The sequence below is a fragment of the Reyranella aquatilis genome, assembly GCF_020880995.1.
GTDB classification, from domain to species: domain Bacteria; phylum Pseudomonadota; class Alphaproteobacteria; order Reyranellales; family Reyranellaceae; genus Reyranella; species Reyranella aquatilis.
Window position 1 is genome coordinate 100,538 of sequence record NZ_JAJISD010000008.1, and the last position, 13,029, is coordinate 113,566.

12 protein-coding genes are annotated in these 13,029 nt (G+C 67.6%); 8 read left to right on the plus strand and 4 right to left on the minus strand.

What is annotated here, in order from left to right:
• The first annotated feature begins 10 nt into the window (after nt 1-10).
• Genes LJ725_RS18635 through LJ725_RS18670 form a run of 8 tightly spaced genes read left to right on the plus strand, consistent with a single transcriptional unit; the run spans nt 11 to nt 8,148 of the window.
• Complete coding sequence (locus LJ725_RS18635; RefSeq protein ID WP_230552158.1) at nt 11-1,090, plus strand: DUF917 domain-containing protein; 1,080 nt, start codon at nt 11-13, stop codon at nt 1,088-1,090.
• Nucleotides 1,087-2,169 (plus strand): DUF917 domain-containing protein, encoded by a 1,083-nt coding sequence (locus LJ725_RS18640; RefSeq protein ID WP_230552159.1) that lies wholly within the window; start codon nt 1,087-1,089, stop codon nt 2,167-2,169. Before LJ725_RS18635 ends, LJ725_RS18640 begins: the two co-directional genes overlap by 4 nt.
• On the plus strand, nt 2,166-3,722 hold the full coding sequence (locus tag LJ725_RS18645) for a hydantoinase/oxoprolinase family protein (protein WP_230552160.1): 1,557 nt from the start codon (nt 2,166-2,168) through the stop codon (nt 3,720-3,722). The genes LJ725_RS18640 and LJ725_RS18645 overlap by 4 nt, the downstream gene beginning before the upstream one ends.
• A 10-nt stretch (nt 3,723-3,732) precedes the next feature.
• Entirely contained in the window at nt 3,733-4,608 is an 876-nt protein-coding gene (locus LJ725_RS18650; RefSeq protein WP_230552161.1) for an ABC transporter permease, read from the plus strand.
• On the plus strand, nt 4,605-5,420 hold the full coding sequence (locus tag LJ725_RS18655) for an ABC transporter permease (protein ID WP_230552162.1): 816 nt from the start codon (nt 4,605-4,607) through the stop codon (nt 5,418-5,420). The genes LJ725_RS18650 and LJ725_RS18655 overlap by 4 nt, the downstream gene beginning before the upstream one ends.
• A gap of 23 nt (nt 5,421-5,443) precedes the next feature.
• Entirely contained in the window at nt 5,444-6,490 is a 1,047-nt protein-coding gene (locus LJ725_RS18660; protein WP_230552163.1) for an extracellular solute-binding protein, read from the plus strand.
• Nucleotides 6,490-7,470 (plus strand): ABC transporter ATP-binding protein, encoded by a 981-nt coding sequence (locus tag LJ725_RS18665; RefSeq protein ID WP_230552164.1) that lies wholly within the window; start codon nt 6,490-6,492, stop codon nt 7,468-7,470. Before LJ725_RS18660 ends, LJ725_RS18665 begins: the two co-directional genes overlap by 1 nt.
• A gap of 3 nt (nt 7,471-7,473) precedes the next feature.
• Nucleotides 7,474-8,148, plus strand: a complete 675-nt coding sequence (locus LJ725_RS18670) for an AroM family protein (protein ID WP_230552165.1) — start codon at nt 7,474-7,476, stop codon at nt 8,146-8,148.
• Here LJ725_RS18670 and LJ725_RS18675 read toward each other — a convergent pair.
• The 4 genes from LJ725_RS18675 to LJ725_RS18690 form a co-directional block, all read right to left on the minus strand.
• The gene (locus LJ725_RS18675; RefSeq protein WP_230552166.1) at nt 8,145-8,513 is read right to left on the minus strand and encodes a copper resistance protein CopC; all 369 of its coding nucleotides are present in this window, start codon (nt 8,511-8,513) and stop codon (nt 8,145-8,147) included. The genes LJ725_RS18670 and LJ725_RS18675 overlap by 4 nt on opposite strands.
• Before the next feature lie 35 nt (nt 8,514-8,548).
• Nucleotides 8,549-11,476: a DUF4114 domain-containing protein gene (locus LJ725_RS18680; protein WP_230552167.1), complete on the minus strand. Its 2,928-nt coding sequence runs from the start codon at nt 11,474-11,476 to the stop codon at nt 8,549-8,551.
• A gap of 140 nt (nt 11,477-11,616) precedes the next feature.
• Nucleotides 11,617-12,204: a DedA family protein gene (locus LJ725_RS18685; protein WP_230552168.1), complete on the minus strand. Its 588-nt coding sequence runs from the start codon at nt 12,202-12,204 to the stop codon at nt 11,617-11,619.
• 70 nt (nt 12,205-12,274) lie between these two features.
• A complete protein-coding gene (locus tag LJ725_RS18690) occupies nt 12,275-12,946 on the minus strand; it encodes an OmpA family protein (protein ID WP_230552169.1) in 672 nt (223 codons plus the stop codon).
• Between the last annotated feature and the right edge of the window lie 83 nt (nt 12,947-13,029).

Sequence of the window (13,029 nt, forward strand, 5' to 3'; positions counted from 1 at the left end):
GCACCGGATCATGCCCCTGACCGACATCACAATCGACGACATCGAATCGCTGGCCGTCGGCGCCTGGGTGCTCGGCACCGGCGGCGGCGGCAGCCCCTATCTCGGCCTGCTCAACATGCGGGCGCTCTACAAGGAAGGCTACCGGGTCCAGCTCATGCCGGCGTCGGAGCTGGCCGACGACGACTGGGTCGCCGCGGTTTCCAACATGGGAGCGCCGCTGGTCGGGCAGGAGCGTCTCACCGACAGCCGCACCATCGCGCGGGCCGTGGACCTGATGGAGCGCCACACGCGATATCGCTTCCGCGGGATCATGGCGCTGGAGATCGGCGGCGGCAATTCGATCCAGCCGCTGATGGCGGCGGCGCACCTGAAGCGTCCGGTGATCGATTCGGACATGATGGGCCGGGCCTATCCGGAGGCGCAGATGACCTCGGTCGCCGTTGGCGACCTCATGCCGTGTCCGCTGACTACCGTCGACGTTCGCGGCCTCGAGTCGGTCGTCGAAAAAGTGCCGACGTGGAAATGGATGGAGCGGGTCAGCCGCAAGATCTGCGTCGAGTACGGCTCGATCGCCTCGACCTGCAAGGCCCCGCGCACAGGCGCCGAAGTGAAGAAGTGGGGCATCCACGGGACCACGACCAAGGCCATCGCCATCGGTCATGCGGTGCGCGAGGCGCAGCGCCGGCACGAGGATCCGATCGCGGCCATTCTCGCCGTCGAGCCCGGCAAGCTGCTCTACAAGGGCAAGGTCGTCGACGTGGAGCGGCGCGCGACCGAGGGCTTCCTGCGAGGCCGCACCCGCTTCGATGGCATGGACGAATGGCGCGGCTCGTCCATGGAGATCAACTTCCAGAACGAATGGATCGTGGCCTGGCTCGACGGCAAGCCGATTGCCATGTCACCCGACCTGATCTGCGTGCTGGACTCGGTGTCGGGCGAGGCGGTCGGTACCGAGACCATCCGCTACGGCCAGAGGGTGACGGTGATCGCGCTGCCGCCGCCGCCGGTGTTCCTGAGCCCCAAGGGCCTGCAGCACGTGGGGCCCCGGGCCTTCGCCTACGACATCGAGTTCAAGAGCGTCTTTGCGTGAGCTCGCGCGAGATCACCGAGGACGATATCGAATCGCTTGCCGTGGGGGCCTGGATCCTCGGCACGGGAGGCGGCGGCAATCCGTACCTGTCGCTGCTCAACATGCGCGTGCTCTATCGAGAGGGGAAGCGGGTGCAGCTGATCGATGCCGAAGATCTGGGGGACGATGCCTATGTCGCCGTGATCGCGGGCATGGGCGCGCCGCTGGTCGGCATCGAACGTCTCACCGATCATCGCGTGTTCACTCGTGCTGCGGTGTTCATGGAAGAGCACACAAGGCGCAGGTTCGATGCCGTGATGGGCATGGAGATCGGCGGCGGCAACGGTGTGCGCCCGCTGATGGTGGCCGCCAATCTCGGCATTCCGGTCGTCGATTCGGACACGATGGGGCGCGCCTATCCCGAGGCGCAGATGACCTCGGTGGCGGTGGGCAAGCTCAAGCCGTGTCCGATGACGGTGGTCGATGTTCGCGGGCTGGAGGCGGTCGTAGAGACCGTGCCGACCTGGAAGTGGGCCGAGCGCGTCGGCCGCAAGATCGTGGTCGAGTACGGCTCGACCGCTTCGACGTGCCAGCCTCCGCGCACCGGGGCCGAGGTCAAGAAGTGGGGCATCCACGGAACCACGACCAAGGCGATCGCCATCGGCCGCGCCGTGCGCGAGGCGCAGCGGACGCACGACGACCCGGTCGCCGCCATCCTTGCCGTCGAGCCGGGCAAGCTCCTCTATCGCGGCAAGGTGGTCGACGTCGAACGACGCGCGACCGAGGGGTTCCTGCGTGGCGTCGTGCGTTTAGAGGGCATGGACGACTGGCGCGGCTCGGCCATGCAGATCGACTTCCAGAACGAGTGGATCGTGGCGCGGCGTGACGGCGAGCCGGCCGCCATGAGCCCCGACCTGATCTGCGTGCTCGATTCGGTGTCGGGCGAGGCGGTCGGCACCGAGACCATCCGCTATGGCCAAAGGGTGACGGTGATCGCGTTGCCCGGCCCCGACATCTTCCTCACCCCCGAAGGACTGGCACATGTCGGTCCGCGGGCCTTCGGCTATGATCTCGACTTCAGGAGCGTGTTCGCGTCATGAGACGAATCGGTATCGATGTCGGCGGCACCAACACCGACGCCGTCCTGATCGAGGACGGCAAGGTCGTAGGCGCGGTCAAGGCGCCGACCAGCCAGGACGTGACTTCCGGCATCCTCGACTCGCTGAAGAAGCTCGGCGCGACCGGCGTACTGAAGGGCGCCGACGGCACGCCGAAGAAGGTCGATGGCGTGATGATCGGCACCACGCATTTCATCAATGCCGTTGTGCAGCGCCGGCACCTGACCAAAGTAGCGGCGCTGCGGCTCGGGCTGCCGTCCGGTGCCTCGCTGCCGCCGTTCTGCGACTGGCCCGAAGATCTCGCGACGCTGGTGCGCGGCGGCGTCTGGATGGTCGAGGGAGGCCACGAGTATGACGGTCGCCCCTTCATGCCGCTCGACGAAGCCGCCGTTCTGAAGGCGGCGCAGGAGATGAAGGCGGCGGGGCTGCGCGCAGTCGGCATCTCGTCCGTCTTCTCGCCGCTCGATCCCAGCCACGAGAAGCGCGCAGCCGAACTGGTGGCGTCGGTGATCCCGGATGCGGCAATCACCTGCTCGTCCGATCTCGGGCGTATTGGCCTGCTGGAACGCGAGAATGCCGGGCTGCTGAATGCCGCCCTGGCCGACCTGTCGCGCGACACGATCGCCGCCTTCGAGCAGGCAATCCGCGATTCCGGCATCGCCGCGCCACTCTTCATCACCCAGAACGACGGCACCGTGGCCGAAGCGAGCCAGGCGCGGCGCCTGCCGGTCTACAGCTTCGCTTCCGGCGCGACCAACTCGATGCGCGGCGCGGCCTACCTTTCGGGCCTGAGCGACGCGATGGTGATCGATGTCGGCGGCACCACGACCGACGTCGGCCAGCTGAAGCTCGGCTTCCCGCGCGAGGCCAATTCGGTGGTCAAGGTGGGTGGCGTCCGTACGCTGTTCCGCATGCCCGACCTTCTGTCGATCGGCCTCGGCGGTGGCAGCCATGTGGCGCTCGATCCGCTCTCGATCGGCCCGGTTTCGGTGGGCTATCGCCTGGTGACCGACGGCATTGCCTTCGGCGGCGCACAGCTCACCACCACGGATGTGGCGGTCGCCGCCGGCATCCTGGATCTCGGCGACAGGACGAAGGTGGCGCATCTCGATGCCGCGACCTGCGCCAGGGTGTTCTCCGAAGCTGCGCGACTTGCCGAGGAGGCGGTCGACCGCATGAAGACCGAGGCCGGCGACGTGCCGCTGATCGCTGTCGGCGGCGGTGCGTTCCTGATCCCAGAGATAATGGCGGGCGTTTCGCAGGTGATCCACGTCGAGCATGGCGATTGTGCCAATGCCGTCGGCGCCGCCATCGCGCAGGTCTCGGGCGAGTGCGACCAGATCTTCAAGGATATGACCCGGGTCGAGGCCCTGGCCGCGGCGCAGGAGATCGCCAACGACCGCGCCGCGGCGGCCGGCGCCGATCGCACGACCCTGCACACGATCGAGAGCGAGGACATGCCGCTCGCCTACCTGCCCGGCAACTCGGTGCGCGTGCGCGTCCGGGTCGTCGGTGATGTCGCGGCCACCGCGTGACCGGGCCGGCATGACGAACACCGCCCGCCCGTCACCGATCGCCTGGCTGATCGCCCCGGCCGGGCTGCTGTTCGTCCTGTTCTTCGTGATGCCGTTCGCCGTGATGACGGCGATGTCGTTCTATTCCGGCAATCCCGTCACCAACCCCAACGCCTTCCTGACCACCCGGCACTACGAGCGTTTCATCCTCGACACGGCCGGCATCTTCCACGAGGCCCTGTGGTCGACCCTGCGCATCGGCCTCGTCACCACGATCGTCTCGCTGCTGATCGGCTATCCGCTCGCCCACTGGATGGCGCGCATGCAGTCGCGCCTCGGGCATGCGCTGGTGCTGATGGCGGTGATCGCGCCGATGCTGACCGGCATCGTCGTGCGCACCTTTGCCTGGATGACCATCCTGCAGGACAAGGGCGTCATCAACACGACGTTGATCCAGTGGGGTTTGATCGAGAAGCCGCTGCCTCTGATGTACAACGAGTTCGGGACCATCGTGGCACTGGTCCACATCTATGTGCCGTTCATGGTCCTGACGCTGACCGGCGTGATCGGCCGCATCGACGAGCGGCTGGAGCAGGCCGCGCGCAGCCTCGGAGCGGGCCGTCTGCGCGCCTTCGTCGAGGTGACCCTGCCGCTCAGCCTGCCCGGCATTCTGGCCGGCTCGCTGCTGGTCTTCGCCCTGTCGATCAGCGCCTACGTGACGCCCTCGCTGATGGGCGGCACCAACGTGCTGACCCTGCCCATGCTGATCGCCCAGCAGGTCGGCACCAGCTTCAATCCGAACTTCGCGGGTGCGCTCGGCGTCATCCTGCTGCTGGTCTCGCTGGCCATCGTCGTCGCCTACAACCGCATTCTGGCGCGGCTGTCGGGCGAGCAGGGGATGGCATGAGCGTCGCCCGCAACCGCCGGCCGTTCGATGCCGGCCGCGCCGCCTACCTTGCACTCAACGCGCTGCTGCTCGCGTTCCTGCTGCTGCCGATCGTCATCGTGCTGGTCTTTGCGCTGAACCCGACGCCCTACATCTCCTTCCCGCCGGTCGGCGTGAGCCTGCGCTGGTTCGAGAAATTCTTCACCAGCGCCGAGTTCATGAATGCGCTCTGGCTGTCGCTGTGGGTGGCGACGGTGGTGCTGGTCCTGTCGATCGTCATCGGCGCCGCCTGCGCGCTCGCCCTGGCGCGCGGCAACCTGCCGGGGCGTGCGGTGCTGACGGCCTTCTTCATGTCGCCGCTGATGGTGCCGGCCATCCTGACGGGCCTTGCGCTGTTCCAGGCCTATCTCCTGTCGGGGATCGGGCGGCCGGTCTGGGGGCTGATCGCGGCCCATACGCTCGTCGCGGTGCCCTACGTGATCCGCACGACGCTGGCGGTCCTGCACAATTTCGATCGCCGCATCGAGGAGGCCGCCGCCGTGCTGGGCGCCAGCCCGACACGCGTGTTCTTCGAGGTCACGCTGCCGCTGATCCGGCCGGGCGTGTTCGCGGGCGGGGTCTTCGCGTTCATCGTCTCGTTCGACCAGTTCCCGGTGTCTCTGTTCCTGGTGGTACCGAAGGGCGAGACGCTGCCGGTGGTATTGTTCAACTACATGAAATTCGACCTCGACGGCGCCATCGCGGCCGCCTCGATGGTCTCGATCTTGCTCGCTTTGTCGGTGGTTCTGGTGCTGGAGAGGCTGATCGGCCTCAAGGCCTACGTTAAGCTGTGATGGGAACGAACAAGGGGGTTGCCATGATTTCACGTCGCAAAGCGTTGCGTGCCGGTGCGGGCTTCGCGGCCCTGGCCACGGTGGGGGCGCCGTCGATCCTCCATGCCCAGACCAAGACGCTCAAGATCACGACCTGGGGCGGCAAGTGGGGCGAGGTGATGAAGGCCACGGTGCTGCCGGCGTTCGAGAAGGAGTTCAAGTGCACGGTGTCGGCCGACCAGGCCTTCCCGTTCCTGCCCAAGCTGCAGGTCAGCCCGAAGAACGAACCGATCTACGACGTGCTGCACGCCAACTCGAACGAGCAGTGGAACGCCGTCGTCGAGGGCTTGGTGATGGACAAGATCACCGCGAAGGAAGTGCCCAACATCGCCGACGTCTATCCCTACGCCGTGAGCGACAAGATCGTGGGCGTCACGATCTTTACCAGCGCCATCGGCCTGGGCTATCGCACCGACAAGGGGCTCACCAAGCCGACTTCGTGGAAGGATCTCGCCGATCCCAAGCTGGCCGGCGCGCGCGGTGGCTACCTGATCCCGGTGAACAGCCTGGGCCAGGCCCATCTGATGATGCTGGGCAAGGTCTACGGCAAGGGCCTCACCGATCTCGACGCCGCCTACAAGGCGCTCGAGGCGCTGAAGCCGATCAAGCTGGTCGATTTCACCGGCCAGATGGAGAAGATGCTGCTCTCGGCCGAGGTGTCGATGGGCGTCATCCACGATTCGGGCGTCTACCGCTACGAGGGCGCGAACATGCAGCCGGTCGACTTTGCGAGCCCCTCCGAGGGTGTGCTGGCGCTGGAGCAGGTGCTGAACGTGACGCCGGGCTCCAAGGTCAAGGAGCTGGCCTTCGCCTACATCGACTACATGCTGCGGCCGGACGTGCAGAAGCAACTGGCCGAGGCCGTCTGGTACTCGCCGGCGAACAAGAAGGTGAAGCTCGACGCCAAGTACGATGCCAAGCTCCTCACCACGCCGGAGAAGGTCGCGACGCTGATCCAGCCCGACTGGAAATGGTACAATGCGCGCCGCGAAGACATCGACGCCCGCGTCACCAAGATCCTGAAGGGCTAGTGACTTCCGCCGCCATCAAGCTCGACCGCGTGAGCAAGACGTTCGACGGCCGCGTCCTGGCCGTCGATTCCGTCACGCTCGACATCGCCGCGGGCGAGTTCTTTTCGCTGCTGGGCCCGTCGGGCTGCGGCAAGACGACGAGCCTGCGCATGATCGCGGGTTTCGAGCACCCCGATTCCGGCCGCGTTCATGTCGGGGGCAACGACATCACCGACCTGCCGGTGCACCGCCGGGACATGGGAATGGTGTTCCAGTCCTATGCGTTGTTCCCGCACCGCACGGTGGCGGAGAACGTCGCCTTCGGCCTGCGCATGCGCGAGGTGCCGAAGCCCGAGATCGAGCGGCGGGTCGCGGCAGCCTTGGCTCAGGTGGCGCTGACCGGCTTCGAGACGCGCAAACCCGGCCAGCTTTCAGGCGGCCAGCAGCAGCGCGTGGCGCTGGCGCGGGCGCTGGTGGTCGAGCCGCCGGTGCTGCTGTGCGACGAGCCACTGGGGGCGCTCGACCGCAAGCTGCGTCAGCAGATGCAGTTCGAACTGAAGGAGCTGCAGAAGCGCCTGGGCGTCACGCTGGTCTTCGTGACGCACGACCAGGAGGAGGCGCTGGCCATGAGCGACCGGATCGCCGTCATGAATCGCGGCAAGGTCGAACAGGTCGGCACGCCCACCGAAATCTACGAGCGGCCGCGCACGCGGTTCGTCGCCGACTTCATCGGCGAGATCAACATTCTGGAAGTCGGCAGCAGCCTCACCGCGTTGCGCCCCGAGAAGATCAGGCTCGTGGCGCCCGCCGGCGCGCGCCTCGCCGGCACCGTCGAGACGGCCAACTATCTCGGTGGCTCGACGCTCCTTCGGGTGCGGCCCGCCACCGGTCCGTCGATGCTGGTGCGCGAGACGCATGCCGGCGAGCGGGCCTCGCGGATGCCGGGCGATGCGGTTGGCCTCGCCTGGAACGACACCGACACCGTGTCCCTGGAGGGCTGATTGATGAACACGCTGGGCATCGTCACCATCGGCCAGGCGCCGCGAGACGACATCGTCGCGCTGTTCGCGGCGCAGGCGCCGCCGGGAACGAAGGTGGTCCTGCGCGGTGCACTCGACGGCCTCAGCGACGAGGAGGTCGACGCGCTGCCGCCTCTCAGCGGCGCCGACACCCTGTACACCCGCCTGCGCGGCGGCCGGGACGTGAAGATCTCCAAGCAGGCCGTGATCGCTCGCTCGCCCGCGGCGCTGGCCAAGCTTCGTGCCGACGGCTGCGATGCCATCGTCTATGCCTGTACCGGCGAGTTTCCGCCCATGGAGGGCGATGCCGGCGTGCTCTTCCCGTCGCGGGTGCTGAGCGGGATCGCCGAGGGCTTGCTGCCGCGCGGTCGGCTTGGCCTGCTCGTGCCGTTCGCCGAGCAGGGCGAGAAGCTTGCCACGAAATGGGCACGTAACGGCGTCGACGTCACTGTTGAAGCGCTGGTGCCGAGTGCGTCACCGGAAGAGGCGACTGCGGTGGCGCGACGCCTCGCGGCAACGCGACCCGACCTGGTGGCCCTCGACTGCATGAGTTATGCGCCGCCCATAAAGGCCGCAGTGAAGGCCGAGGTGAAGGTGCCGACCCTGCTCGCGATCACGGCCACCGGCCGCGTCCTGCGCGAGCTGCTCGACGACGGCTAGGAGCCGCTGCCGACCGTGAACGGGATCTCGCCATCGGCCTGCGGCGACCCGCCGACGAGCCAGTGAAGACTGTAGCGGCCCGGTGCCAGCGTCGGGGCGCGGGCGAACAGGACTTCGGGAGCGGACTCCAGTCGCGGATGCAGGACCTCGATGATCCGTCCATCCCGCTTGATGGCAAGCCGTGAATCCTGGTGGTCGACCGGGCGGCTGAACCGCACATAGAAGGCGCTGCTGCGGCCGTCGATCACGGCGTTCGCCTGCGGCGCGGATTCCAGCACGCGAAGCTCCTGGGCGTGCCCGGGGCGGATGAATCCGAACAGGACGGCCGGGGCGCCGCAGAAAAGGGAATGTCGTCGCGTGATCATGCTGCACGTTTCATCGCATGGCCGCGCCTTCCTGCCTAGACGAGCCAGCCGTGACCCGCGGTGCTGGTGAAGTCGAGTTGCACGACGAGGTCGTTGAAGTCGCGGTCGCCGCCGCCCGCGAGGTCTTCCCAGCCCCAGGTATTGGCGCCGTAGTTCCACAGATGGGCGACATGCTCGCCGCCGACCATCTCGTTGGCCTGGCTGAAGGCCCAGAAGGTGTCGCCGCTGGTGACGTTGGTGAGCTGCATGGCGATCAGGTCGCCGGCATCGACGCCGGTGATCTGCGCCTGGCCGGCATTGCCGTCGCCCGGTCCGGCGATGGTCGTGCCGCCGCCCAGCACGGCATAGGCGCGGCCCGCAGCGGCCGCGGCGTAGCCGGCCTGGCCGGGGGCGAGGCCGCCGATCGTGCCGTTGTAGTCGTCGACCTTGTAGAGCATCAGCGAGAGGTCGGCGCCCGCGACCTGGCGCATGCGCACGACGACGTTCACGTCGTCGGCGCCGTTCGCGGTCTCGGCGACCGCGACCGCCTGCGCCAAGCGGACGGAGTTGCCGGCATCGGAGAAGAAATCCGCGAACCCTGAAGAGCTGCTGAGGGTGGCCTGCGCGGCAACCGTTCCGCCGCCGTTGAAGGTGACGGACACGGTGTCGCCGTTGGCGACGATGGCCTGCGCGAGGTTGCCCTGGCCCTGCCCGTCGAACAGAGCGAGCAGGTCGCCGTCGAAGTCGCTCTGCAGCGACTGCTGCGCCAGCTGGCTGGTCCAGGCGTAGGGGCCGTGCGCGGTGCTGCTGGCGTCCGTGGTGTCGCTTCCGGTGTGCACGGCGACCGTGGCCGACGCCGTCGCGCTGGTCTGCAGCAACAGGGTTTGCGCGGTCCCGCTGGTCCAGCCGCCGGCACCGTTGGAATCGATCAGGTCGGGCAGGCCGCCGAAATAGACCTGCGAATGGGCGATCCCGGTGAGCGCGCGCGCCAGCAGCACGCCATTGGGCGTGCCCAGTCCCGTCACCAGATCGTAGCCCATCCCGGCCGAATAGCCGTAGCCGGTCGGCGTGATGTCGACGCCGTCGCTGGTGTAGCTGCCGCCATAGAGGAAGGACGAGGTGCTGTTGCCGATGCTGATGTCGCTGAACGAGGCCGGCGCGATCACCCCTGCGGTGTAGAGCAGGTCGTTCATGTAGCCCAGGTTGGGCAGGCCCTGGTCCGTGAAGATGGCATTGATCTGCGAGGCCAGCGTGGCCCACAGCGGCGTCGCCGCGCTGGTGCCGTCGTCGTTCTGGTTCGCGGTCATTTCCGCATTCGGCACGACGTAGAGCATGTTGCCGCCGGCATTCGCCGAAACGTCGGGGATGCCGCGGCCCGGCTGATGCGTGGGGTCGGACGTGATCGGAGCGAGACCGTAATCAACCTGGTAGGCCGGGGCCGGTTGGCTCGTATCGACGCCGCTCGCGCCGGTGTTGTTGTGGATGTAGCCGGTGCCGCGGGGATTGGCGATCGCGGTGCCGTCGACGTAGTAGCGGTTCCACACCGTCTCGACGAGCCGGTTCGCGTCGCCGGCGGCGGGCATTTGCGCCAGGCCGCCCGCGATCAGCTGCCAGAGCGTCGGCAGGTCGCCGGCGTTCGCGTCCGCGACCAGGTCGCTCAGCGTGCTGTCGCCCTGCGCGGCGGACCCGGTGCTGATCGATGTGCCCCCGACGATGACCGCGTACGGGCTGTTGTGGGTGGAGCTGGCGTTGGGCAGTCCGTTGCCGAAGGTCTCACCCGAGCCGCCGTCGCCGGCGTCGTTGAACACCGAGATGTTGCGCAGCGCGGCGTCGACATAGAGTCCGTTCGACGCGATCAGGAAGGGCGAACCGGGCGCCGACAGCGACGCATAGTTGAACGACGAGGTGATGACCGCGGGATTGTTGATCGTGTCCCAGAAGGCCGACTGGTAGGCGGTGAAGCCGTTGCCGTGCGCGCCGTTGGCCGTTCCGGACCCCGCATAGACGACCAGCGTGCTCTGCGGATTGATGGCCGTCACGACGCCGACGTCGAGCGAGCGTTCGCCGGCGGGATTGAAGGCGATGGGCGAACTGGGCGTCGGATATTCCTGTCCGCCGCCGGCCACCGAGATCACGTTGGCCGAGGTCGATATGCCGATCGAGGTGCGATAGGCGTCGATCGCCGCCTGGAAGCCCGAGCCGGTCGGATCGCCGGGCAGCGCCGTGCCGACGCCCGGCTCCACCAGCCCGATGGTGCCGGTCATCACCGCGTCGGGCGAGGTCGGATCCCAGAGGGAGCCGGTGAGGGGAAAGTTGTAGTAGTCCTGCGCGATCGATTGCGGATTGGCGTCGACGGACGCACTGCCCGCCGAATTGCCCGGGCTCTGCCAGCCCTGGGGCAGGGTGACGCCCGTCGTCGGCGGCGGGTCGTAGTCCGGATACTGACCGAAATCACCGCTGTCGAACCACAGGCCGGTGACGCCGTTGTCCGCCAGTTCCGACGGCAGGGAGAGGTTGCCGTTCCAGTAGCGGACGGTCACGGTCCCGGTGCCGGGAGACGGGGCCGGCACGTCGACCGTCATCAAGGTCGCGCCCGGACCGAACAGCGTCGTGAAGTTGTGTTCGTCGAGGGTGATCCAGATCGTCCGCGATTCGGGCGAAGAGACGTACTGGCCGTCGGCCGGAGCACCCGGCGTATAAAAAGTCGGGATGCCCAGCGTGGCGAGGTGGTTCACGACATTGTCGTAGGCCACCGGGTCGGCGCCGTAGGTCGACCAGGTCGTTGCCTGATCGGCGAGGGCAGCCTGTCGCGTCGCCCAGTTCGAGGCCAGCAGATCCGTCGGATCGTTCGCGCGGTCGAGGACCAGCGCCACGTTGATCGAGAAGGTCGACAGCGGCGTGCCGCCGCTCGGCGCATCGGCGTTGGTGCGCCAGCTGGCGTAGTCGAGAAAGCTCGAATTCGCCAATTCAACATAAGTGGTCATGATGTCGGCGTGCATCCAGCTTGAGTTCGAGGAGGGGCCGCCCCTTCAGCATAACCAGCGCGAGCACCTCGGCAATATGCGGCACCGGCGCACGGCGGAATCGCGCTGTGTTCGGCGCGTGACGAAAAAGAAGATTTCGCCTAGTCGCGCTCGATCACGCGTTCCAGCCGTCGTGTCAGGAACCAGCCGAGAAGCAGGAACGCGACCAGCATCGCGAGGCCGAAGGCCGACAGCGCATCGCTCATCGTCCGGTCGGAGACGTATCCGAAGCCATAGCCCGTCGACACGGCGATCCCGGCCCACAGGCCGGCGGCGATGAAGTTCAGTGCGAGGAAGCGCGGCCAGCCCAGCGTCGAGGCGCCGTAGGCGAAGCCTGCCACGTTGCGGATGATGCGCGGATAGCGGTGGATGAGGATCATCCAGACATGATGGCGGTCGGCGAGCCGCGCAGCCGTGTCCACGGCGCGCTGCAGGCGCGGAAAGGAGCGCAGCCAGCGCGTGCCGAAGCGGCGGCCCACCCAGAAGCGAACGACGTCGCCTGCGAACGTGCCCAGCCAGCATCCCGCCAACGCCTGCTCGTAACCCAGTGCGCCGGACTGCGCGGCGTAGCCCGCGAAGATCGCCAGCAGCAGGCTGTTGGCCATCGAATAGATCGTGAGGAAGGCGTAGGCGGCGTCGCCGTGCTGGCGGATGAACTCGAGGAAGGAGGCGAGGTCGCCGGAAAACATCGATCCTGCCTACAACGAAAAAGGCGGCCCCGCGAGGGGCCGCCTTCCGTCGTCTTTCAGCGCTCAGGCCTTAGCTCGGGCCGACCGGGCGGCCGGGCCAGCGATAGCCCGGGGCCGGCAGCGGGATCTTGGCCGACATCAGGGCCTCTTCGAGGGGCGGGATGCCGGCGGCATAGTCGCCGGCATCGCACTTCGCCATGGCAGCGGCCGCGCGCTCCTCGACCTGCGAGGTGCGATACTGGCGATACTTGTCGCTCAGCGCCTTGCAGTACGAAGCCGGATCCGAGAACACGGTGCTGACCGTGGTCTGGCCGCCCACGACGATCTCGACGCGACGGTTCTGCGGCTCACGGACGTTGTCGCCGGTCTGGACCAGCAGGCCTTCCTCGCCACGGCCGTTGACCGTGATCGCGGTCGCCGGCACGCCTTCGCGCACGAGCTGCTCCTTGACCGAGTTCGCGCGGCGCAGCGACAGCGCCATGTTGTACTGCGGCGAGCCCGACGTGTCGGTGTGGCCGGTCGCGACGATGTTGGCGGCGCCGCGGGTCTTGTAGGCCTGCGCAGCCTGGCGGACCGTGTCGACGGCCTGGCTGGTCAGGTTGGAGCGGTCCCAATCGAAGAAGACCATGAAGGTCTGCGCCTGGACCGGCGGCGGCGGCGGGGGAGGCGGCGGCGGCGGCTCCGACGCGCAAGCGCCCAACAGGAATGTCGCCGCGGCGACGACCAGGAGTTTCTTCAGCATGGAATGGTTTCCCTCGATTTTTCGGATCTGAGCCCACGGTGGGTTCGTCCGAACGCTTCAACGTGGGAAATCGCGGGAAGTTC